We start from the raw sequence: 24298 nt of genomic DNA, 5'->3' as shown, positions 1-24298 counted from the left end.
TACGTTAGTATAATTAAATCATCCTAATCGTCTTTTCTATCTTTCTCACTGCACTTCCTCAAAGAACCTGTTTCCATCCGCGCTTCTCAGCGCGTTAACCTTTTAGGTATTTTAGCAATTGTTTTACGACAATCATCAAAATTTGTTGCCAAACTTAAATTCTTTAGATGATCAAACTTTCTTAAAAAGAAGAACGTCTCGCATCTTCCGTAAAACTTCGGTAAACATTGCGTTTTCCTCGTTTGCGGGTGCAAAGATAAGGCTTTTAAACTCAATAAAACAAATCAAAATCCAACTTTTTCCATCTATCAGATTTCGATTTAATCCTAAATTACACCTAATACTTGTATCGGTCAACATATTAAGACAAACACAAAACAGTGTTAATAATAATCTTGTAAAATATCAATATAAAACCCAAGACACTTCGAAAAAACAAGCAAATCTACACAAATAATTAATCTACAAAATATTAATACCAGTCCATACCTTTAACGAACAAAATATGATGACAATCTATTGCAAAGACGCTTTTCTATCAAAAAATAAGACAAACAAGAAAGACCTATAACTGCTGTAGATGCAATAAAGAAGTACCAAGGTTTTAGCAATAGGATATCTGCTTTAAAAAACAGGAAGATGCGAGGAAGAAATATAATCACAAGAGGATGTACCAAGTATAAGGAATAAGAAATATCGCCTAAGAAAACTAACGGTTTAGCCAATTCATATGGTTTTACCTTACTGCGTAGTAGTAGTGCAAACAATAGAAAGCCACATATAAACATATTAGAATAGTAACCCGCTTGAAACTTATAAGCACCAAAATAAGCCAATACGAATGTCAGAATAGCCGCTGCTACCACAAATTGCGCCAATAGCAGATTTTTCACCTTGTACTTTGACACATAAAACAAACCTATCAGAATACCTACAACAAAAAAAAGAACAACTGGATTTGTCATTAGGCTCAAGTATGAAAACGCATATCCGTACGAGCCCGATAAACTAGGCATTATGCTGTTATCGGTTATAAGTGGAACAATATAAACTAGGCTAAGCATCGTTCCTATCAGCACTAACCATCTATACCTTCCAAAAAAAATTGTTATGCCGAGAATAATGTAGAAGTAGATTTCGTAGTTGAGAGACCAGCCGACTTCTAAAGGAGGCATGCCATATGACGGACCTATATGATTTGTATATGTTGGGAAAAAAAAGAACGCAGACAGCGCTCGTTCTAAACGATCAACAAAATAGAATTGACCTTGACCAAGACCAACAATCAGAACAATGGTAAGAAGATAGTACAATGGTAGTATTCGAATGGCTCTTTTCAGGTAAAAATTCTTTACGTAAGCAAGCGTTGGAGTACTGTTTTTGGTTGTAACCACCATAATAAAACCGCTTATCATAAAAAAGAGCGGAACCCCTATCGACCCACTTGCAAAAAGGAAATGTCCAAGTTGCTTGCCATCATAGTTTAGTATTCCCTTCATATGAAAAAAGCAGACCAACAACGCCGCAAAACCTCTCAACAGCTGTACTACCTCTATCTTCCCCTTCATATTCCTTATTTTATTGGCGCGTAAAGATATTAAAGTAGTCGAACAAATTCATAGTTCCTGCTAATCACGAATTCTTACACCGAACCAGCAAAAAAGAAAAAGGAGGGTATAAAACCCTCCTCACTATTTTGGTCGATGCTTTAAAATTCGCTGCTCGGTTTTTCGATACTTAATAGTGTCGATATACTGCATAATACGTAACAACCAGTTTTCGTGTAGCGCAATAAATCCAAGGATGGTAAAGAGCCAGATTACGCCAACATTGAACCATTTGGTATCAATCTTAAAATTGCCCAAAATCTTTACCGGTGCATAAAACTGAGCCTTCCCTACAGACGATGTAGGCTCCATATATGCAGGGTCCTTAAGCTGAACTATTTCTGTTCCAACAATTTTTGATTGAGCGACACCGCTCTTGTTTAAGACCAAATCAGAAAGAGCCTTGTTCTCGTAACTATGGCGTAGCGCAACTATTCGTTCTGATGTTTTATACTTGTGCAACAAGGAGCTATAAATGGAATCCTTCTTTACACTTAATCGGTTGTAATTCTGCCACAAGTAGCCTTGGAGCTTATTCAGAATTTGCTTATGTTCTTTTATCGACTGAGGTTCAACTTTTACTATTGCAACACTATTTTGGCTCAGTTTTGGAACTTCATCGCCAAACCGCTTGCTCAAGAGTACAAACTCATTATTAACCAGTTCTAACCTCCTTAACGATTTTTCATCTAAAGATTTTAGGTTGTATTCGCGCTGAAGCTCATTCAACTGCGACATCAAGATTGGAATATAGATGCTGGAATAGTAGTTATTCTGACTGCGCTCCTTATCTACATCATAGAAGAACCTCGTAAAGGTATTGTCCTTAAACTGGCTAACGGCTAGTGCCTCGTAGGCCCATCGAGAAATCATCAGATCGCCAATAAGAGGCACATACTTATCGTTAGATATTGAATGGTGAAGCTTTCTAAAGTCCACGATTACACCGCTGAATAGCAGCTGTGGCACCAGCAATAAGGGAACTGTTACATAAATTGCCACAGTTGATCGAAGTGCTGACGACAGGTTTAGTCCCATTATGTTAGCACAAGCTGCAGCAGAGAATAGTATAATCCAATAAATCGTATTCATCCCCCTTATTTCGAGTATATGATTACCAAGCAGAACAAATACAAACATCTGAAAAGCAGAGATCAGAAACACTACAAAAACCTTAGAAGAAATGTAGCTACCCCAACTCAAGTTCAAGAATTTTTCTCGATGAAGAATCTTACGATCCTTAATGATTTCTTCGGCAGAGACAATCATTCCTAAAAAAAGCGCCGCCACAACGCTCATAAAAAGGTAAGCAGGGATATTGTCGTTTGTGCTAAATATGTAGCGATTCAAATTTTCACTATCACCAACAGTGTACTTGGTGAAAAAGCCAACGATTATGGCAAGCAAGGGCGCTTCCAAAGCAATCATTAATAGGTACTGCCTATCGCTGAGCTTTGATAGAATGCTCCGAGAGATAAATATCCTAAACTGGTTTAACCGATTAGGAATATGAAAGTTGTTGATCGGTAAATTAGTTCTAGAGCCATGAGCAATAGCACGAAGTTTCGGCTGAACATTCTTAAGATAGAGCTGATACCACTCTTTTGCCGAGCGCTTTCGGTTTCGGGTTAGTTTGCCATACTCGTTTACTACGCGAGCCTCTACCACCCTAAGAATAACCTCGGTATTTACATTTCCACAGGTCATGCACTCGCTCTCTTCGGCATTAAAGTAGTGAGCCGCCTTACGGAAGTAAACGATCCCATCCATCGGGTTACCCTGGAAGATAATGCGCCCTCCTTGGTCCATTACCAAGATTTTGTCTAGGAGCTTAAATAAATCGGATGATGGCTGGTGAATGTTTACTATAACAACCTTACCCTTTAAGATTTGTCGCTTAAGGAGCAACATTACCTTCTCAGAATCGATGGATGAAAGACCAGATGTTGGCTCATCAACAAAGAGAACCGATGGTTGTCGCATCAGCTCGAGCGCAATGTTAAGGCGCTTGCGCTGTCCTCCGCTGATGTACTTATTAAGAGGGCTTCCTACCTTAAAGTCGCGGGCCTCATCCAAGTCAAAATCGATGATGGTTTGGTTGACAACATCGTTCAACTCCTCCTCTGTGTAGTTTCTAAAGCAAAGTTTAGCGTTGAAGTAGAGGTTTTGGTAAACGGTTAACTCCTCGATGAGCAAGTCGTCCTGAGGAACGTAACCGATTACACCCCTAACAATATCCTTTTCTTCGTGAATATCAAAACCGTTAATGGTAATCCGCCCAGAATGCAGCTTTAATGAGCCATTGAGCACGTTTAGCAACGTCGATTTCCCAACGCCACTTCCGCCAAGTATCCCGACAAGCTGTCCGGACTCGGCCTTAAAGCTAAAAGGGTGAACCCCATTGTCGCTTCCCTTAAACCTATAGGAAACATCGGTAGCCACGAAGAGTATTCGCCTAAGAACATCGGCCTGTATAAACTTACCTGCAATTCGGCTATAGTAAATCGGATCGATTTTAGGGCTCCGGACAACCGAACCATAGCCAAACACGTAAGCACGCTCGTTTCGCATGCTGTGGCCGTTTAGGAACAGGTTTGTTTCCCCAAAATTCTTTATCAGGAAGGTGTTTACGCTCGATAAATGAATAAAGTACACCCGCCCCTTTAGCTTCTCGTTGTAGTGATGCTTGAAGTAGGGATGCGAAAAGTTTGCATCCGAATCGACAACTAGCACCTTATCCACTAATGGGATTTCACCCTCGTTGGCCGAAAGCACAAACTGCTGCGCATAATCAAACTCGGTCTGATCGACATTGAAGTGGTAGGCAAGAAGGCTTACAAACTTGTGGTAAACTTCGTTTTGGAAAAAGGCATCACCAATAAATTCGGTAAGCTGCAGCAGCAGCCACACCTTTTGATTTTGCTCAAACTCCAGATTAATCTGGCGGCAAAGATGCAGGGTGTGTTCGGTAAAGATGGGGTTCTCCGTAAAGGGATACGATTTTACGCGCAGCTGATCTTCCATGTATTCATCAAACAGCGACACGTAGTAATCGGAATGCTCGTCCGAAAACTCTTTCTCGTACAGGTAACTTTTTACTATCCCTCTTGCAATATCCTTATTGCCACGGTTATCATAGTTGACAATGGTGGCAAAGAACTGCATCAGGACCCTAAATATCGAGTCATTCATTTATTCTGCGATCCCTTATACTGGTACAAAAATAGATTTTTGTTTGGCATTTTTACACCTAAAACTACATAACGGATTAACTTATTTCATTATTGCAATTACACTTTACAATTTCTTCGCCCAAAATGGATTTACTTTGCGGCAAATTATGGAGATGAAAAAGGTAGTTGTAGGCATGAGCGGGGGTATAGACAGTACCCTAACGGCCATTAAGCTCAAGGAGGATGGGTTTCTGGTGGTTGGCGTTACGCTGTGGATGCTGGATAGCGCCAAAACCCTCAAAGCTATTGATGATGCCAGGCTACAGGCACAGCGCATCGGCATAGAGCATCATGTTGTTGATTGCCGCAATATTTTTACGGAAACGATCATCCTCCCATTTGCCGAAGCCTACCTGAAGGGTGAGACGCCCAGCCCATGTGCCTGGTGCAACCCGCAGGTGAAGTGGAAGCTGCTGGCCGAATTTGCCGACAGCATCGGGGCGAGGTACATCTCCAGCGGTCACTACGTGCAAACCGTCGAGCACAACGGGCACCACTACGTTACGAAGGGATCCGATCCGAAAAAGGACCAGTCGTACTACCTGTGGATGCTGCCCGAGAGCATCATCCGGCGGATGGTGCAGCCGATGGGCAACATTCTAAAGGAGCAAGCCAAGCAGGAGATCCGCGATAGGCGCTTCGATGACCTGGTGCCCAACCGCGAGAGCATGAGCGTGTGCTTCCTGGAGGGGATGGACTACCGCCACTTCATCGCCCAGCTGATGCCCGAGCGGATAGCTGAGGTGCGCCCCGGCGAGGTGCTCGACGAATCGGGCAGCACCATCGGCCAGCACAGCGGAATTCCCTTCTACACCATCGGTCAAAAGAGGGGCTTGGCGCTAACGGTGGAAAGGGAGGCCTACATCCAAGCCATCGACAGCGCGAGCAACACCATCACCATAGGGAGGAAAAGCGACCTGCTACGCACGGAGTTTCGGGTGCGCGAAATTCACCTTATCAGTAAAGAAGAGATTACCCCCACCACCCCGCTGGAGGTTAAGGTTCGGGGGCTGGGGCTGAACCCCGAGGGGTACGGCTACCTCTCCGCCGTGGGCGATGCGGGAACCGTTACGCTCGAAAACCCGGCATGGGCCATATCGCCCGGACAACCGGTGGTGTTCTACATCGGCGATCGGTTGGTGGGCGGAGCGTTGGCACAGTGATTTCGCTTTTAATATTAAACCCGCATTGTCCCCCCCTGCCCCATTACCATCTGGATTAATTATTGGAGGGCATCAAACTCCAATTTTCATTTCTTTTGAGGGATCAAAAGAAACGAAACAAAGAAAAATCCTGCACGAAATAACTCGTTCGGTCGCTGCTTAGCGCCACCCCTATTTTGTACGTTGCTGTTAGCTGATGGCTCTTCGGCTAATTAATCTTGTAGATGCTCCGCTCACTCGAACAGATTTCGTGCCAGTCTGGTATGGCTTCGCCATGGTGTCTACGGAAGGAGATTGTTCGGTAGCGGATAGGCTTGCCCGCCGCTGGTTGGCTTTCCTCTCCAATAAACGTCTTATCGAATAGGCTATAAAATGTCATCTTCGCCGATAAGCTTAAACGCGAAATTCTAGGAGTTGGAAGTATGGCGTTGCCCCACCGCCTTTTTTTGCTACCTTTGCGGCAGATCTTTTATTTACAAACCGTGTTTATTGGCACCCACGTAAAAAATCAATTATGAAGCAAAGCGTTTCACCCCTATTTATGCTCTTTGGCATCCTATTCACGGCATGCCTGCTTATCTCGAATATCTTAGCGATTAAGATTATCACCATTGGATCGTTGGCGGTACCTGCCGGCGTTATCATCTTTCCCATCTCGTACATCGTCAACGACGTTATCGTGGAGATTTGGGGCTACCGCAAGGCCCGATTCGTGATTTGGATTGGATTTGGTATGATGGTGCTCTCGAACGTGATGTACCAGCTGGCCATCGCCATTCCGGCGGCACCGTTCTGGGCCAACCAGGATTCGTTCGCCAGGATACTGGAGAGCACGCCCCGCATCGGCATAGCCAGCATCCTGGCCTACCTGAGCGGCTCGTTTGCCAATGCGCTTGTGATGAGCCGCATGAAGGTGATGAGCAACGGTAGCAACTTCTCGCTCCGCGCCATCCTATCCACCATCGTTGGAGAGGGGCTCGACTCGGCCATCTTCATCTTTGTAGCCTTCGCGGGCATCATCCCCGCAAAGCAGCTCGTGATGATGGCGCTGGTACAAACCTTCATCAAAACCGCCTACGAGATCGTCATCCTGCCCGTAACCATTATGGTGGTAAACCGGGTGAAGCGCGTAGAAAACGAAAACGTATTCGACAACGATATTTCCTACAATCCCTTTAGGCTGAAGGAAGTTTAGCCGTCAACATCAAAAACCATGGAAAGAGAAAGCGAAGGACTAAAATCTTTAGGAAACCAAGGAACCCAATACGACTTCGGGTACACCCCCGAGGTGCTGGAGACGTTCGTCAACAAGCATCAGGAGAACGACTACTGGGTGAAGTTCAACATCCCCGAGTTTACCAGCCTCTGCCCCATCACCGGGCAGCCCGACTTTGCCACCATCTACATCAGCTACGTGCCCGACGTGCAGATGGTGGAGAGCAAGAGCCTCAAGCTGTACATGTTCAGCTTCCGTAACCACGGCGACTTCCACGAGGACTGCGTGAACATCATCATGAAGGACCTGATTAAGCTGATGGAGCCCCGCTACATCGAGGTTTGGGGCAAGTTTACCCCCCGCGGCGGCATCAGCATCGACCCCTACTGCAACTACGGCAAGCCCGGAACCAAGTACGAGCAGCTGGCCGAGCAGCGGTTTATGAACCACGACATGTACCCCGAGAAGATCGGGAGCCGATAGAACAGAGAGAGGAGCAGCGCTCCTCTTTTTTTTTGATAGGGCTAGCTTACCGGGTAGGATACCCCAACTGGGAGACCGGGAGGGTTGCCTTACCGGGTAGGATACCCCAACCGGGAGCCGGGAAGGGTTGCCTTACCGGGTAGGATACCCAAACCGGATGCCGGGCGAGCTGCCTTACCGGGTAGGATACCCCAACTGGATGCCGGGCGAGCTGCCTTACCGGGTAGGATACCCCAACCGGGAGCCGGGAAGGGTTGCCTTACCGGGTAGGATACCTAAACTGGATGCCGGGAAGGGTTGCCTTACCGGGTAGGATACCCAAACTGGATGCCGGGCGAGCTGCCTTACCGGGTAGGATACCCAAACTGGGAGCCGGGAAGGGTTGCCTTACCGGGTAGGATACCCCAACCGGGAGCCGGGAAGGGTTGCCTTACCGGGTAGGATACCCAAACCGGATACCGGGCGAGCTGCCTACCCGGGTAGGCTAAGCCTTCCGCTCCCACTCGGCCACCGCCAGATCCTTCACCGCGCCATTTTCGATGGTAAAGCGAAGGGCGGTACGCACGCTATGAAAGCCTGAAACACCCGCAGCGCCAGGATTCATGAAAAGCAGGTTCTTCTTCTTGTCGAACATCACCTTTAGGATATGCGAGTGGCCGGCAATGGCCAGGGTGGGCCGCAGCTCGTCGATGAGCTTCAGGTAGTCGCGGTCGTACTTGTTGGGGTAGCCGCCGATGTGCGATATGAGCACCTTTACCCCCTCGCACTCGAAGAAGAGAAAGGGCTTGGCGGCAAGGCGCGTTGCCCCACCGTCGATATTGCCGAAGACGGCCCGGGTGGTCCGCTTCTTCGACAGGTTATCCAGCAGCTCGATGCTGCCGATATCGCCAGCGTGCCAAATTTCGTCAACATCGGCAAGGAAGGCATCCAGCTTATCGTCCCAAAAGCCGTGGGTATCCGATACAAGTCCTACTCTAATCATTGCTATATGTAATAGTATGGTGCAAAGGAACGAGAGTTTGGCGAAATGGCAAAGGGGAAAATGTTGAATTGCTAGAGCATAACCTTGATGGCTTATAACAAGGTAGAATCAGCCGGACTCCCCTCCTCTTCAAGGCTATGTCGTTAACTTAAGGAGAACTTATTCTCGGAGCGTCATCCCATGCTTGTCACGGAACCGAGCGGAGCGAGCTCAGCGCAGTAAATATAATGACTGCCCGAAGGTTGTAGCGAAGCGGAAATCCCGAGAAGCGGGGGCCTCTTTTTTTAGAATCAATTGGATTCTAATTCAGATTCCGGGACAAGCCCGGCATGACAGCGCTGATTGGGCGAAGCGTAATCTTCGAATAAAAAAAGGATTGAAAGGTTACCCCTTCAATCCTTTTAGTAGGTTAATGGAGTATTGTTTACTCCTATTCAATAATCTGCTGTCCGGTAGTTGGGCCAACAAACATCTCTTGGCGCACGTCGTCGAGAATAGGATGATCGATAGCGCTAAGCTTATCCTCGGTCATCTTCAGCAGTTCGAAAACCACCACAGTATTCTTTCCCTTCTTGAGCCAAGGAGCAGGGATGTACAGCGTTTGCTGAGGGCCAATGCTCCAGTAGCGCCCTACGTGATGACCGTTAACCCATACCGAGCCCTTGCCGAACGAGCCGACGTTAAGGTAGGTATCGGCAACCTTGTCGAGCGTAAAGGTTCCGCGACGAACGACAGGTCCTTCGAACTTATCGCTAGCCTTTGCGGCTCTAAACTTGATGTTATCAACACGGGTAAACGGATAGCCGTAGATATTCCAACCGCGAACGGTGTTTCCGGCAAAGGTAACCTCCTTGGTAATACCCTTGCGGTTATCGTTTAGGAAGGTTCCAAAGTTGATACGACCCAGGTTTTCCACAAAGATCGAGATCGTTTGGTTGGGCTTGGTTGTTTCTACCCAAATCGAATCGCGCTTGAAGCTACGGTTAAGAACGCCAAGGCGCTTACCATCGAGCATAACAATGGCGTAGTCGCGAAGCTCCTTTACCTTTAGCCATCCCTTACCTTCAGGAAGTTTGCTTTCGTATAGCACGTAGCCGTATCCTTGGTTGATATCCTCAAATGAAAGAGGCATATCGGAGGTAATTGCCTTTGGACGGTTAGCCTCTAGCGTAGACACCTCGTTAAGGGTAAACGTAGGGATGCTCATAGATGGCTTAGGCTCGGGAACTGCCGGAATGGTAGCTCCTGCAGGATAGTACTTCTCCACCATCTTGCGGTAAACGTAGTACTTTGGAGTAGCGTTACCCGCCTCGTTGATGGGAGCGTCGTAGTCGTAGCTCTGCGTTTGCGCCTGGAAAGGCAGATTCGTATCGTAGTTAGAACCGTTCATGAAACCGAAGTTAGAGCCTCCGTGCGCCATGTACATGTTAAGCGAGATGCCCTGCTTAAAGATGGTGTCTAGGTGGGCAACCATGCTTTCGGGCGATGCCGTATGGTGCTTCTTTCCCCAAACATCAAACCAGGCAGGATACCACTCCGAAACGAAGTAAGGCGCCTTGCCGTTGATTCTGTTTTGGGTTTCGATGATGGCCTTAGACTTCATGCCGCCGTTTACAGCAGCGTAGGTGCCCGGAAGGTGGCCGTTATCAATTACGTAAGGAGGATCGCAGGTGAATAGGTTGCAGGTAAACCCAGCGTTTTTAAAGATATCGCGGTTAAGCGCAAGGTACTCCTTGTCGTTTCCGTAGAATCCGTACTCGTTTTCGATCTGCACCATTAGGATTGGTCCACCATTCTGAACCTGAAGCGGCGCAAGGTGCTTTGCAACCTGTGCAATGTAGTTCTTGTACACCTCTATAAAGCGAGGATCTTTAGAGCGTACCTTGACGTCCTTCTCCTTTAGCAGCCACCAAGGATATCCCCCAAACTCCCACTCGGCACAAGCGTATGGGCTTGGACGAAGGATTACCCAAAGCCCGGCCTCTTGGGCTAGCTTCACGAAACGGGCAATGTCGGCCGATCCGCTAAAGTTGTACTTACCCTTCTGTGGTTCGTGGACATTCCAGAACATGTAGATGCTAATGGAGTTCATTCCCATTGCACGAATCATCTGCAGGCGATCTTTCCAGTATTCGGCAGGAACACGGTAGGGATGAATCTCGCCACAAAAGAACTGAATAGGCTTGCCATCGAGCAAGAACGCCTTTTCTCCAATTTCGAAGGTATGCTTAGGCTGAGCCCATACCGGTATGCTAAGCTGTACAAGCAGCATAGCAAAAAGTGCAAATAGAGCTTTCTTCATAAGAGGTTGATAAATATGATTTTCCCTGAATAGTACAGTTGTGCTAAATCTAACAATTAAATTCAAATTCGGCAGATAATGGATCGAAATGTCCGGGATTCCATATTAAAACAGCTCTATAACGTTTTGGGGAGGGTAAGAAGAACGAGATAAAGTGGATGAGCACAAAAAAATCCCTCAAACCCTACATTCCTTTAGCGAAAAGGCAGGATTTGAGGGAAGCAAAGCGATTGGTTAACCCTACTCGCCCCTTTTCTTTACCGAACCAATACCGGCAATAGACTTAGTTACGGTTGGGTTACCCTTATACTCTACGCTACCCGTTCCTGCGATAGAAACATTCAGCGTTTTAATAGCCATAACGCCACAATCGGCAGCCCCTGCAATCTCGATATCAACGTCGTCTACATCCAAGCTGTAGGTGTTAAATTCGGCGGCACCAGCAATCTTGATGTTCAGGTTTTTCTGTGGCTTCCCTGCAACAACAACCTCTCCTGCCCCCGAAATATCGTAATCGGTAATGGCATTGGGGGTAACAATCTCGATGAAGATTCCCTTAGAGTGGGTTATGCTATAGTTGTTTTTTGTTCCGATGGTTAGCTTTTCGGCATTTACCGAAAAGTCTAGCAGCTCAAGAATATTTTCCTGCGCCTTTACCTTAACAATTTGCTCTGGCCCATAGCTAACTTTTATATCGGCCTGTCCCTCTACGTTTAGCATGGTAAACTTTTCCAAAGCAATTGTTTTTTCAACCAAGTCGCCCGTGCCTTCAACTTTTTTCCCGTTAGAACCATCGTTTGATACGTTAACGTTACAAGAGCATAGCAACGAGCCAACAAGAACCATAGATGCGATAAAGAAATGTAATGAGCTAAGTGTTGTTTTCATAAAAAAAGATAAGTTTTAGCGTGTTAATAATGAAATGTCTATTCTGCCTGCTGCTATTGTTCCATTGGGGCTTATCGCTTTTATATTAACCTTTTCTATAACCATGTAGGAAGTCTTTTGGCTACTCCATAAAAGGCATGAAGCAACAAATTACACATACAGCAACCTGCTCTCACGACAAGGTGAATATATGTTAATTATATTAATTATCCAACATTTTAAAAAATAAGTACCAAACCGCTATTCCCATCAACAATCAGAGTTCCGAAAAGGGCATATCGCTAACCGGATAGCGCTTCCACCCCTTATAGTCGAAGTGCCACCACTCTCTGCTAAAAGGCATAAACCCTTCCTCGTTCATTGCAATTATCAAAAGATACTTCAGTTTTTGCTGATCTATAGTTCCTCCTCGATAGCAGATATGGGCACGTTCGGTCATATCGTCATACTCGCATATCATCTTCATTGGTTTCCCTGTAACAAGATCGTAGAGGCTTACATCTATAGCGCACCCTCTGTTATGCCTCGATCCCACCTTGGGTTTGGCCACGTACATCTTCTTATTTTGAGGCGTAATTTGCCATAGCTTTTTTGTAACGCTCCAAGGACGATATGCATCATATACAAGAATGCCGTACCCATACTTCTTAATCTTAGCGTTTACGCGGACCAGTGCCAGCGCTGCTTCACGCTGCAAAAACGCTCTTGCTTCGGGATAGAGCGCCTTACCCGTAAAGTTGTTGGACGTTGCATAGCGGATGTCGAGCATAATGGTTGGGTCGAGCGTAACGATCTCAACCAAATCGTTCGTACGAAATTCTCCTTTTTCTTTGGTAGGCTTACTCCCTGCATAGCATAGCGAACATGCAAGCATGGCGGTGACAGCAAGAACAGGAACCGATCTTCTAATACTGCTTTTTGCGTGGTTGCGGGTTAACATGGCTACCTCCTTAACAATCGCTTTATGGTGGTTTTCTAAAGTAAAAGAGATGTAGGCAGTGCCTACATCTCTTTTACTTTACCTAACAAACAATAGCGGAGGTTGTTATTTTTCGATGCTGAAAACTAGCTTCATACCACGTTGATTAAGTATCACCTCCTTTTTCTCCGTATCGAATTCGAGCTCAATGCCGTATCTGTCGTTTCTGAATTTGTCGATATCAATTGCATCAACAGCAAAAGCCCCCTGATTGGTTGCCTGAACCAGCAATATATCTGCATCCTTGGTTACAGTAATCTTTAAAGGAATAGTCTTGCTGGCGTATACGCCAAGATACTTATCTAGATCTTCGGTTTTTAAAGCGATAGTTTTGAAGTTTGGAATGCTGTATGGTTCGTTGAAGCAAATGCTCCCTATCCCTTTGACAATTTTATCCAGCGAGTAGTTCATTCCATTTAATGAAAATGCAATGGTGAGCGACTTCTCTGGAATGTATACAACCTGATTTAGAAACCCATCAATCGCACCTCCGTGCCCATAGCCCTTTTCTTCTCCAAAGTTCATGCTCATTAATCCTAATCCGTAACCATCGCGCGTACGGGTCATAGCGGCTAGGCTGCTATCGCTTACCAGCTTCTTTGTAAATAGGGCATTGGCAAATATGGTCAGATCAGAAGGCGTCGAAACAATTGCTCCTGCTCCAGAGGGGATGCTCATATCGGTTTCAACCTCCTTTTCCCACTTAATCTTCTTGCTATACGAGTAGCTTTCGTTGTTCTTAACATCCGTTTTTTTACCGTAGTAGGTGTTCTTTAAACCAACCTTGCGGATAATACGCTTATCAAGGCTCTTTTCGAAAGAACGTTTATCCAACTTTTCGATGATGTAGGATAGCAGCACGTAGTTAGAGTTGCTGTAAGCATACTTTGCGTTTGGTTCAAAGTCTGGTTTATAACCGGATATCAGAGCAATTAATTCCTCATGCGTTTTTGGATTCATCATCCATTTAGGATAATCAGGGTCGGAAGTAAAGCTATGAATGCCGCTACGGTGCGATAGCAGCTGCTCTATGGTTATCTTTTCGGAGTTCGGGATTTGAGGGTAAAACCGATCCAGCGTGGTTGAAAGAGTTAACTTGCCTTCATCTACCAGCTGCATAATCATAGTCGCTGTAAACACCTTACTTATGGATCCGATACGATACCTGGTTTGAGGTGTAGCAGCAATGTTTCCGGCATCGGAAAGTTGGCTGTAGCCAAAAGCCTTAGCGTAAACTACATTCCCGTTTTGAGCAATTGCTACGCTACCCATGGCCTTGTTTGCCTTATCAAGGGCTAAGAGTAGGCTGTCGAGCTTACTGCTATTTACTGTTTGGGCTGACGTGCTAAGTGTAGCACAAAAGGCGATTGCTAGAATAAATAGGTTAATAATCCGTCTCATAGCATGTTTTTTTTGTAGAGTAAGACGCTGTTGATTCAAAAAAGGTTACATCAACCCAATAAAATTAAAAAAGACCCGGCTCATTTTGTGAGGTCTTTATACGATATAATAAAGCAATTAGTAGTTCTTTAACCTTTAAGGAAGTCGAACTCTTGACAGGTCATGCTTGGGATAAACTCTACTATTTCGTAGTCTGCTACGCCGTTTTGGTTAAAGGGATCTTGTGCAATGATCTGCTCTAGCTCTTCCTTGCTCGATACGTTTGATAGGATAATGCCGCCAGTCCTTGGAACCTTTCTCCCAGAGGCCAGGAAGTTACCTTTTCCGTATTGCTCCTTTAGGAATTCGACATGTTGGGCTAGATGCTCGTCTACAACACTTGTAGGCACCTTGTATGCTAATGAGATGATGAACATTGCTTTTTATGGTTACTGGTTAAAAAAGAAAACCCAGGGCAATTGCCCTGGGTTATTATGCTAGAGTTACTAGAACTTCCTTATTGTTTGGCGGATTGCCACCAGATGCTCCAGTAGGTTCTCCATCAGGTCGAGGCGAAGCATATTGGCACCGTCCGACTTGGCAACGGCTGGATCTGGATGCGTTTCGATAAAGATACCATCAACACCAACAGCAATACCTGCACGGGCAACGGTTTCTATTAGCTCTGGCTTACCTCCGGTTACGCCGCTCGACTGGTTGGGTTGCTGAAGCGAGTGAGTGATGTCGAGCACAACAGGACAACCGGTTTTCTGCATCTCAGGGATTCCACGGTAGTCAACAATTAGATCGTAGTAGCCGAAGGTAGATCCACGATCGGTAAGCATAACCTTATCGTTGCCTGCTTCTCTGATTTTGTTGGCGGCAAACTGCATAGCCTCGGGAGCAAGAAACTGTCCCTTCTTGATGTTTACATACTTGCCAGTTTGTGCGGCAGCAACCAAAAGATCGGTTTGGCGGCAAAGGAATGCAGGTATCTGAAGGATATCAACGTAGTGAGCGGCAAGAGCAGCCTCTTCCTTATCGTGAATATCGGTTACAACAGGAATATCGAACGTGTCGCTTACCTTCTTAAGTATTTCAAGAGCCTTGATGTCGCCTATACCTGTAAACGAATCGAGGCGCGAGCGGTTTGCCTTGCGGTACGATCCTTTAAACACGTAAGGAATCTGCAGCTTATTGGTAATGGTCACCATCTTTTCGGCAACCTCCATCACTAGCTCTTCGCTCTCCACAACACATGGACCAGCCAACAAGAAAAAGTTGCCGCTATCCTGATGCTTGAGCTTTTCTAGGTTTAAATACATCGGGGTTATCTTTAATATTTGTACTTCTCTTTCCAGTAGATCTGCATGCGCTGGCGAATTTCCCTCTCCTTCGAGTTATTTTGCGGCTCAAAGAATTTGGTGTTTTTGGACTCTGCAGGCAGGTAGTCTTGTTCGACAAAATTAGAGGGATAGTCGTGCGGATAAAGGTAATCCTTTCCGTATCCCAAATTTTTCATCAGCTTAGTTGGAGCATTCCGAAGATGAAGCGGTACGGGCAAGTTTCCCGTATTTCTAACGTACTCCATAGCCTCGTTAATGGCCTTATAGGCAGAATTGCTCTTGGGGCTTGTTGCCAGGTACACCGTTGCCTCCGAGAGGACAATTCGCGCTTCGGGCATCCCAATAACGTGTACCGACTGAAATGTGGCATTTGCCAGCAGCAACGCGTTTGGGTTGGCCAAACCGATGTCTTCGGCAGCCGAGATAACCAACCGACGAGCAATAAATTTGGGGTCTTCACCGCCGGCCAGCATACGCGCAAGCCAGTAGAGTGCCCCATTAGGATCGCTTCCTCTGATACTTTTGATGAAGGCCGAGATAATGTCGTAGTGCTGCTCGCCATCCTTATCGTACATGGAGGTTGACTCCTGCAGCTTGTCTACCACCATCTTGTTGTTTATGGTTACCTCGTCGGTGGCGGCAACAAGTAGCTCCAAAATGTTAAGAAGTTTACGGGCATCTCCGCCACTAAAGCGAATCAGGGCATCGTACTCCTCTACCTTTATCTTTTTCTCCTTTAACTCAATATCGTGCTCTATGGCATGGTTCACCAAGCCAATAAGCTCACTTTCCTCCAGATGCTTAAGCGTGTACACCTGACAGCGCGAGAGGAGCGGCGAGATCACCTCGAACGAAGGATTCTCGGTAGTAGCACCAATCAGCGTAACGATACCTTGCTCAACAGCGCCTAGCAGCGAATCCTGCTGCGACTTGCTGAAGCGGTGGATTTCGTCGATGAATAGGATTGGTGAAGGGGTGTTGAAAAAGCGCTGAGATTTTGCCTTCTCAATTACCTCGCGAACATCCTTAACGCCCGAATTGATTGCGCTGAGAATGTAGAATGGACGATCGACCTCCTTTGCAATAATATTGGCGAGCGTAGTCTTTCCAACGCCGGGAGGCCCCCAAAATATCATCGAGGGAATATTCTTCGACTCAATAAAACGGCGCAAAACCGACTTCGGACCAACCAAATGTTGCTGTCCTACATACCCATCGAGGTTGCGAGGGCGTAATCGTTCTGCAAGAGGTATATTGCTCGCCATGTCCATTTTATTTGAGGTAAAGATAGCAGATCGTTTGCGGATATTTAGTTTGTGTAAGCATATTTTGTAAAAATGCTAAACCATGCATTGTGGTGCTAATCATTTTTATACTTTTAGTGCCGGAATATAAAATAATTAACATGAGGAATATAAGAAAGAGATGTTTGGTGGCTGTACTTGCAATTGCATTTAGCGTACCTAGCTTTGCTCAAACCGACATTACTGAGTTGCTGAAGTTGTTTAACCAGGCAAAGGGCGATGTAAGTTTATTGGCAAAAGAATACATGAGACCTTTTGGTGAAGAGTTTGGTAAAACCCTCAATACCGGATGGTACACATCTGCAAAACCCCACAAGCTTGGAGGTTTCGACATCACCATTTCGGCTACGGCAATTCCTGTTTCTTCATCGATGAAGAGTTTTAATGTGAACGATGTGCTAGGGGCCAATTCTACATTAAAGGTTGCTCCAGGTTCCAATCCATCTACACCTACCGTACTTGGTAAAGAGGTTGATGGTACAACTGTATATGCAGGGGTAAATACTGCAGCTACTTCAATGAAGCTTCCTCAGGGTGCTAACATGCCGGTTATGCCAATGGCCAACTATAACATTAGCGTTGGCCTTCCTTTCCATACCGATGTTGCCTTCCGCTTTGTGCCAAACCTAAGCTTCGGTGATAATGGTAATTTTGGATTGTGGGGCATTGGTCTTCGTAACGAGTTTAAGGAGTTTATACCAGTTTTCAAGCACGTTCCTTTTAACCTATCAGCTTTCTGGGGAATGACCAAGTATAAGCTTTCGTGGGATATGAACGATAATACCTACGCAACTGGCAATGGCGATCACGAGCTATCTACCAATGCAACATCGTACACCGCGCGCTTACTCATTTCGAAGTCGATTCCTGTACTTACCGTTTATGGTGGCATCGGTTATAACAGCAGCTCGAGCGACTACAAATTAAAAGGGTTGTACAAAGATCCAAGTGCATCGTCGCTGCTAACCTTTAACGACCCATTTAACTTAAGCTACACCTCTACCGGTATGATGTTTAATGCTGGTCTTCGCATTAAATTGGCCGTGTTTATGCTATTTGGCGACTACACCTATGCTGGCACCTCGATGTACACAGCAGGTTTAGGCTTTACTTTCCGCTAGTAGTTAAATTTTAAAGATACTATTAAGCCCATCGGGAATATCCCCGATGGGCTTTTTGCTGGAACCAAATTTTTTCTATTCAACAAAAGGGCTATATTTGTGGCGTTACCAAAACGTAGGGTTGCATCTAAAGGCGTTGCTTTAGATGCGGCCTCATTTTTTTTAGTAACGCTTTAAACATTTAAACCAAGCAATATGAGAAAAATGCTTAACACAAAAAACCGCTGGGCCAAAGATGATTTTGGCCGTACAGGCCTCCTTTATCTGCTTTTAAGCAAACAATATTTCTAGTAAAACTAAAATTTTTCAGCAATGGCTAAATTGAGAAACAACGAAGTTATCCGCGTTGCGGAGTTGGCATTCCAAAACCTATCAGACGACCTCCATCTTTTTAAATCGTTCTCGAAATCGTTCAACAGCGAATACCTCGCTAAGGTAAACCACAGCATCGAGAATCTCCGTATAAAAATAGCACCTGCCGACCTTACTTCTAAGATAAGGAATGCGGAGAAGAGGTACTACCAGCTGCTATCCCTAATCAAGGAGCAAACAATCCGAATAGAAGACCTTTGTACGCTTTACAAGCAGCGCCTTATTGTTCCTAGAGGACAGTTTAAGCTGTACGAAGTACGAAGAGAAATCAGAAAAGAAAACGTTAAAGGCATCTACACAGGCCTAGAAGCAACCTTTACTGCTATTTCCAAGAATATAGCCCATCTAAAAAATGATGGATTTAACCAATCCATCATCCAAGAACTCGACAGCCAAAGAAAAGAGCTGGTTGCTACAAAAAAAGAGCTGGATAAGCTTTATGCCGAACAAAAAGATCTTTTTGCGGCAAACCAAGAGCAAATACTCCAGCTTCAGGACGATATTTCGTACATCAACAAGTATGGAAAGCTCATTTTTCAACGCGAGGATGCTGCTCAAAAAGAGAAGTACACCCTTGCCTACGCCTTGAGCAAAGTTCGCCAAGAAGTAAAAGATGCTGCTATGAACGAAGCCTGAGTAGCGCATCTTCCCGGCGACCTCAAGCGCTCGGTTATGAAATAAATTGCTAATATCGACTGACTTTTTAATGGCCATCATTCTTGAGGTGATGGCCATACTATAGCAACCTTAGCCCATAAGTCAAGCCAAACAAAGCATTAGCATTCCTAGACTTACAGCAGCAACCTAAAATTAGCCTTTACAATAAAAAGATATACCTTTGCGCCATGAAGAGCATTCTTAAACATACCATTTTACTTATTGCAGTAGTGCTACTATCCGTTGGCACTACCAGCTACAATAATGGTGCGCTGCTCTCCAACGTATCTTCTAGTGCAAAAGAGAAAAACTCTGACTACTTCTTTTCCGAAGGAAAATCGGCCCACTACTGTACGCCCCGTCAAAACGAGGTTATATCAATTGTCGGACATGGTCTATCGTCGGAAAACAGTGCTAAAAACACCTCTAGCATATGGGGCTACGCTCCAACATTCGAGCAAAGGGTTAAGCATATAGCCGGCCGATACATCTTTAGATCGTACCGCATATACCGCAGCTTAACCGTATCGGACATCATCTACCCGTTCAGCTATTTCTGGTAAATCCAACCCATTTTTTGTAAGCAGGTTGGTGTAAGCGCCAACGTAACCATGGAATTTGTACTTCGGTAATATATTCACCGAGGTATGTATCATCTTTTTACAATTAAACAGCAATAAAATGGATTTATCATCAGCAATAATCGGACTAGTTACCGTACTAGCGTTTGTTATACCAATCGCACTAATCATAAGAGCAAGCAAGGCTAAGCAGAAAAAGTTCCTATCAAACTTCGTCAAGCTTGCCCAACAGCAGAACATTTCGCTATCCGAAACCGAAGTATGGAGTAGCAGCTACGCAATAGGCATCGACAGCAGCTCTAAAGCTCTTTTTTACCTAAGGAAACGAATAGATACAGAGGAACACTTTGCTGTAGATCTATCGAATATGAGCAGCTGCAAGGTTCTTAATTCCAGCCGAAACGTAGGAGGATCGACAATTGTAGATGCCATCTACCTCGTGGTATCATTTAAAAACCCTTCGGAGGCTGAAAAACGACTAGAGTTCTTCAGCGCCAACCATAGCGCATCGCTAACCGATGAGCTACAGCTCGCCCAGAAGTGGGCATCAAAGGTAAATGCTACAGTAACGGCAAACCAATAGCAGGAAAGCAGAAGTAAACAAAGCATAACATCTGCAGAATGCTGCAGGTGTTATGCTTTTCTTTTTATACTAAAACTAAGTTTTATGGGAACAATTACCCTTAACAGCCTCGACCTAACAAGAATCCAAACCTGCCTAAAGGAGGCTATGCAGGTTAATGCCATTAGCAAAATGGAAGCGGCCACGCTAATTAAGGAAATTCAATCGGCATCGGTTGTTGATCCGGAGAGTATTCCGTCCAACGTGGTAACCATGAACTCCATCGTTCAAATCAGCTTCTTGAATACCAAGAAGACAGTCGAGTTTCAGATTGTATATCCCAATCAGGCGAATGTAAAGGAAAATAAGATCTCCATCTTTTCGCCCATTGCAACAGCCCTTATTGGGTATAAGGCTGGCGACGAAATCGATTGGGTTGTACCCGCCGGAATTACAAAAATCAAAATTGATGCAATAGTCTACCAACCCGAAGCAGCCGGGCACTATAACGTATAGCATGGAGACGGTAACATGCTTTGGGAAAAATAGCAGCATTCCTTGGCTCAAGTAGTATGCTTGAGCCAAGGAGTCTCTACTCTACCTCTATCAGCACAAACCGATACCAGAAAAAACTAACCTAACTTTAGGTTTGTACAAACCTCTACCCGAAAGCACAAGCACGACTCCGTGTAAGTACAAACCACCTCCCGAAAGCACAAACACGGCTGCGTGTTAGTACAAACCTCGCCCCAAAAGCACAAACACGGCCGCGTGTTAGTACAAACCTCTACCCAAAAGTACAAACACGGCTGCGTGTTGGTGCAAACGTCTACCCAAAAGCACAAACCTAAAATCAGGCAGGTCGGGCAATTCCCATAATTGACGAAAAGTAGGGCATCGCTAGTATTTTTACCAATTCGAAGCTATTTTAGCAGAAAAAGTATCATCAGTACAAAATGGTAGAAGAGATAGCAATTATTGCATTCCTCATTGTCCTAAACGGACTATTTTCTATGGCCGAGATATCCATCGTATCGGCAAAAAAATCGAGGCTGGAGGAGCTGCTGCGCAAGGGAAATCGAACCGCTAAAGAGGTGCTCAATCTCAGCGAACATCCCAACAAGTTCCTATCAACCGTCCAAATAGGGATTACCTCAATAGGCATTCTTACCGGTATTTTTGGAGGAGCCACCATCTCGTCGGCCATACAAAACATCCTCGTCGATTTTGGCATGAGTAGCGTATACGCCGACAACGTTGCCATCGTTATTGTGGTTGTTATTATTACCTTTTTTTCGATTGTTATTGGCGAGCTGCTGCCCAAACGAATTGGCATGACCAACCCCGAAGCCATTGCGCTGCTTTCCGCTAAGCCAATGATTGTGCTCTCGCGCATCACCGCTCCGTTTGTATGGCTGCTCGGCACCACCACCGACTTTTTTATCAAGCTCTTCAGAGTTAGAAAGACAGAGGCCTCGCAGGTAACCGAAGAGGAGATCAAAGCGCTGGTTGAGGAGGGAGCCACCTACGGAACCATTCAGGAGATTGAGCAAGACATTGTAGAAAACGTCTTCTTTATTGGCGACCTCCGCATCGAAAAGCTGATGACCGTTCGCAGCGATGTAACGTGGCTCAACATCGACGATCCAATAGAAAAGAACATCCAGAAAATGGTAGACCAGGAGCACTCCATCTACCCCATCTGCGACGACAACATCGACAACGTGCTAGGCGTAGTATACACCAAAGACCTATTTAAGCAGCTGGCCAGCAACCAAACCATCCAACTCCAAAGCTGCATCCGCGAGGCGCTGTTTATCCCTAACAACCAAAAAGCCTACAAGGCGCTGGAACGCTTCCGCGAAACCCACAACAACTTCGGCTTTGTAATCAACGAGTACGGCGAGGTGGAAGGCATATTAACCATTAACGACATCTTAGAAGAGCTAGTGGGCGAATTTACCGACAGCGAAGAGCCAACCATCGTTACCCGCGACGACGGATCGCTGCTGGTGGATGGCAAAGCGCTTTTCTACGATCTGATCGAGGTTCTCGAAATTGACGACTACGAACCAATACAGCAGGAGTACAACACGGTTGCCGGGTTTATGCTGCACCATTTTAAGGATATTCCTAAAGCCTCCGACAAGTTCAGCTGGAAAGGGTTTACCTTCGAAGTTATGGATATGGACGGGAACCGAATCGACAAAATTCTCATCTCGCGAAGCAGAAAATCAAAAAAACGGGAAAATCCATAGGGTAAATAGCCACTTATGCATCATCAGTAAGGAATCTATTTCCATAAGCAAAGTATGATATAGCTAGAAAACCTTAGCTTAAAACGTAACAAGCATGAAAAGAATACTGATCATTTGCACGCTCTTAGCTGTAACCACCAGCCTATTTGCCCTCACTGGGAAACCCAAAAAGTACAACGATGGCGTTTACTTTGGCGAATCGCGCTCTATTTACGTTCAGGAGCCCTACTACGGACAAACCACGGTTACCATTAAAGACGATCAAATTGTTAGCGTCGATTTCAGAATTATCGACAAAACGCACAACGAAGTCTTCGACGAAAAGTACGAAAAGCACTTTAAAGGCAACGACGAGTACATCCAACAATGCCGGAAGGATTGGGAAGGAGTCCAAACCTATCCTAAAACGCTCCTAAAAAAGAAGAGCATCGAAAAAGTAGATGCCGTATCGGGAGCAACTTGGTCGTACAACATGCTAAAGGCTTCACTTCAGGAAGCACTTAAAGCAGCCCAAGTGAAAAAAAAGTAGCCAATATAACCCCCAAAGCACTATGCCGGACATGCTCCGGCATTTTTTATAAAACAGCGGCTACCTCAAAAAAAGATTTCATTTTTTCCGTGAAGTTGTCATAAATGGCACAAAAATTGAGTAGACCTACAATAAAATAAAGCTACTTTGGCGCCATCAAACAAAGTTTGTCACTCAGATTAACAACAACCTTTAAGAACAACGATCATGAGAAGAGCATCAACACTAAACAATATAGCTGCACTCTCGCTCCTAATGATAATCCCATTTGCAGCCGCAGCTCAAAACGAAAGAAGTAGTCGCAGCTCTCGCTCTAACTCTAATGGCGAGGTAAAACGCGAAGCACCAGCAGCAGTACGTTCTGAACGCTCCTCCGAGCGATCGCAAACCGTACGCCAAGCACAATCAACACCAGAAAGATCGCAACAGGGAAGCCGCGAATCATCGAGCAGGCAACAAGATTACCAGCGATCAACAAGCAGCAATGCACAAAGTGCGTCACAAGCTCCACAGGTGCGCACCCAGAGCCAGCGAGAAAGCAGAACTGAAACGACCCGTTCGGCATCACCTGCTGAAAATCGTAGCAATACCGAAGCGACTACAACACAGCGACGCTCTGAATATGGACGCCCCGATCGAACCGTAACCACAACAACACGAACAGTAGAAACTCGCAACTACGATCGTGGAGATCGTAGAAATGGCACTTACGAACGCCGATACGATAACAACCGTGGTGACCGAGGAAACGGCTATCGCTACGAAGGTCGATATGAAGGCAGATGGGACAACAGGCACGTAGAAAAATGGAGAACATATGGGTATGGTAAACCTCGCTACGTAGTCTACCATCAAACCCGCATATACCGCGCTCCATACTTTACCGGTATCATTAGAGTACGTCCTCCTCATTACAGAAATATGCCAGTGGCTGTATACCACAACCACCAAATAGGCCGACCATTTAGAAACTACCGTCCCTACTGGGCCGATGATTACGATTTCGTTCGCAGATGGATCTTCTTCCCTAGACTAAACATCTACTGGGATAACTACAGTAATGTCTTCGTATACCTACGCGGCAACCGCTGGAGGGTTTCAGAAAGGCTACCTCGCTTTTACCTTCACATAGACTTGCTAAGCGAGCCGCTGTTTGAGGTAGAAGAAGATTACGATAGCGAAGACGGCTACTACGACGATGGCTACTACTACTACGAAGACTAAACGAACAATTCATAGCAAAACGAAGAGCCCAGCCTTAAGGCTGGGCTCTTCGTTTTGTGAACACGCTTAAACCTCCAATTTCGCTTTACGAACATCTAAGCAAGCTTTACA

General features: G+C 45.5%; 22 protein-coding genes. 11 read left to right on the top strand and 11 right to left on the bottom strand.

Translation table 11 applies throughout. The annotated features are described in order from the left end of the window. Positions 1-491 precede the first annotated feature (491 nt). Positions 492-1568, bottom strand: a complete 1077-nt coding sequence (locus CLV25_RS05370; RefSeq protein WP_131838607.1) for an acyltransferase family protein — start codon at positions 1566-1568, stop codon at positions 492-494. Between the two features lie 123 nt (positions 1569-1691). Next, a complete protein-coding gene (locus CLV25_RS05365) occupies positions 1692-4799 on the bottom strand; it encodes an ATP-binding cassette domain-containing protein (RefSeq protein WP_131838606.1) in 3108 nt (1035 codons plus the stop codon). A gap of 154 nt (positions 4800-4953) precedes the next feature. On the opposite strand from CLV25_RS05365, the gene mnmA reads away from it, so the two are divergent. Continuing rightward, entirely contained in the window at positions 4954-6003 is a 1050-nt protein-coding gene (mnmA, locus tag CLV25_RS05360; RefSeq protein WP_165876995.1) for a tRNA 2-thiouridine(34) synthase MnmA, read from the top strand. A gap of 208 nt (positions 6004-6211) precedes the next feature. On the opposite strand, the gene CLV25_RS15905 is transcribed toward mnmA, so the two are convergent. Next, positions 6212-6382: a hypothetical protein gene (locus CLV25_RS15905; RefSeq protein WP_165876994.1), complete on the bottom strand. Its 171-nt coding sequence runs from the start codon at positions 6380-6382 to the stop codon at positions 6212-6214. 135 nt (positions 6383-6517) lie between these two features. On the opposite strand from CLV25_RS15905, the gene CLV25_RS05355 reads away from it, so the two are divergent. Both CLV25_RS05355 and queF read left to right on the top strand, forming a co-directional pair. After that, positions 6518-7198: a queuosine precursor transporter gene (locus tag CLV25_RS05355; RefSeq protein WP_131838604.1), complete on the top strand. Its 681-nt coding sequence runs from the start codon at positions 6518-6520 to the stop codon at positions 7196-7198. An 18-nt stretch (positions 7199-7216) separates the two neighbouring features. Next, positions 7217-7702, top strand: a complete 486-nt coding sequence (queF, locus tag CLV25_RS05350) for a preQ(1) synthase (protein ID WP_131838603.1) — start codon at positions 7217-7219, stop codon at positions 7700-7702. Positions 7703-8186: 484 nt separating this feature from the next. Here the strand turns inward: queF and CLV25_RS05345 are convergent, their stop codons facing one another. The 8 genes from CLV25_RS05345 to CLV25_RS05310 form a co-directional block, all read right to left on the bottom strand. Then, complete coding sequence (locus CLV25_RS05345) at positions 8187-8684, bottom strand: metallophosphoesterase family protein (RefSeq protein ID WP_131838602.1); 498 nt, start codon at positions 8682-8684, stop codon at positions 8187-8189. Positions 8685-9114: 430 nt separating this feature from the next. After that, positions 9115-10986 (bottom strand): glycoside hydrolase family 35 protein, encoded by a 1872-nt coding sequence (locus CLV25_RS05340; protein ID WP_131838601.1) that lies wholly within the window; start codon positions 10984-10986, stop codon positions 9115-9117. A gap of 240 nt (positions 10987-11226) precedes the next feature. Then, positions 11227-11874 carry a GIN domain-containing protein gene (locus CLV25_RS05335; protein ID WP_131838600.1) on the bottom strand — a complete coding sequence of 216 codons (648 nt, stop codon included), beginning with the start codon at positions 11872-11874 and terminating at the stop codon, positions 11227-11229. Between the two features lie 256 nt (positions 11875-12130). After that, entirely contained in the window at positions 12131-12814 is a 684-nt protein-coding gene (locus CLV25_RS05330; RefSeq protein WP_207895590.1) for a M15 family metallopeptidase, read from the bottom strand. A 105-nt stretch (positions 12815-12919) separates the two neighbouring features. Beyond that, the gene (locus tag CLV25_RS05325; protein WP_131838599.1) at positions 12920-14254 is read right to left on the bottom strand and encodes a serine hydrolase domain-containing protein; all 1335 of its coding nucleotides are present in this window, start codon (positions 14252-14254) and stop codon (positions 12920-12922) included. A gap of 128 nt (positions 14255-14382) precedes the next feature. Further along, complete coding sequence (locus CLV25_RS05320; RefSeq protein WP_131838598.1) at positions 14383-14670, bottom strand: YciI family protein; 288 nt, start codon at positions 14668-14670, stop codon at positions 14383-14385. A 69-nt stretch (positions 14671-14739) separates the two neighbouring features. Beyond that, complete coding sequence (gene kdsA, locus CLV25_RS05315) at positions 14740-15558, bottom strand: 3-deoxy-8-phosphooctulonate synthase (RefSeq protein ID WP_131838597.1); 819 nt, start codon at positions 15556-15558, stop codon at positions 14740-14742. Positions 15559-15569: 11 nt separating this feature from the next. Beyond that, positions 15570-16844, bottom strand: a complete 1275-nt coding sequence (locus CLV25_RS05310; RefSeq protein WP_131838596.1) for a replication-associated recombination protein A — start codon at positions 16842-16844, stop codon at positions 15570-15572. A gap of 140 nt (positions 16845-16984) precedes the next feature. On the opposite strand from CLV25_RS05310, the gene CLV25_RS05305 reads away from it, so the two are divergent. The 8 genes from CLV25_RS05305 (at position 16985) to CLV25_RS05270 (ending at position 24187) form a co-directional block, all read left to right on the top strand. Further along, positions 16985-18004, top strand: a complete 1020-nt coding sequence (locus CLV25_RS05305; RefSeq protein ID WP_131838595.1) for a DUF6588 family protein — start codon at positions 16985-16987, stop codon at positions 18002-18004. A 312-nt stretch (positions 18005-18316) separates the two neighbouring features. Further along, a complete protein-coding gene (locus tag CLV25_RS05300; protein ID WP_131838594.1) occupies positions 18317-19012 on the top strand; it encodes a hypothetical protein in 696 nt (231 codons plus the stop codon). Between the two features lie 209 nt (positions 19013-19221). Continuing rightward, positions 19222-19596: a hypothetical protein gene (locus CLV25_RS05295; protein ID WP_131838593.1), complete on the top strand. Its 375-nt coding sequence runs from the start codon at positions 19222-19224 to the stop codon at positions 19594-19596. Positions 19597-19714: 118 nt separating this feature from the next. Further along, positions 19715-20197, top strand: coding sequence for a hypothetical protein (locus CLV25_RS05290; protein WP_131838592.1), 483 nt, complete (start codon positions 19715-19717; stop codon positions 20195-20197). An 84-nt stretch (positions 20198-20281) separates the two neighbouring features. Beyond that, entirely contained in the window at positions 20282-20692 is a 411-nt protein-coding gene (gene rnk, locus CLV25_RS05285) for a nucleoside diphosphate kinase regulator (protein ID WP_131838591.1), read from the top strand. Between the two features lie 440 nt (positions 20693-21132). Further along, positions 21133-22434, top strand: a complete 1302-nt coding sequence (locus tag CLV25_RS05280; protein WP_131838590.1) for a hemolysin family protein — start codon at positions 21133-21135, stop codon at positions 22432-22434. A 94-nt stretch (positions 22435-22528) separates the two neighbouring features. Further along, positions 22529-22963 (top strand): FMN-binding protein, encoded by a 435-nt coding sequence (locus CLV25_RS05275; RefSeq protein ID WP_131838589.1) that lies wholly within the window; start codon positions 22529-22531, stop codon positions 22961-22963. A 207-nt stretch (positions 22964-23170) separates the two neighbouring features. Beyond that, positions 23171-24187, top strand: a complete 1017-nt coding sequence (locus tag CLV25_RS05270) for a hypothetical protein (protein WP_131838588.1) — start codon at positions 23171-23173, stop codon at positions 24185-24187. Positions 24188-24298 lie beyond the last annotated feature (111 nt).

This window comes from Acetobacteroides hydrogenigenes, from assembly GCF_004340205.1.
GTDB classification, from domain to species: Bacteria; Bacteroidota; Bacteroidia; order Bacteroidales; family ZOR0009; genus Acetobacteroides; species Acetobacteroides hydrogenigenes.
Note: the sequence above shows the minus strand (reverse complement) of the source record. Positions and strands in the feature narration are given on the sequence as shown.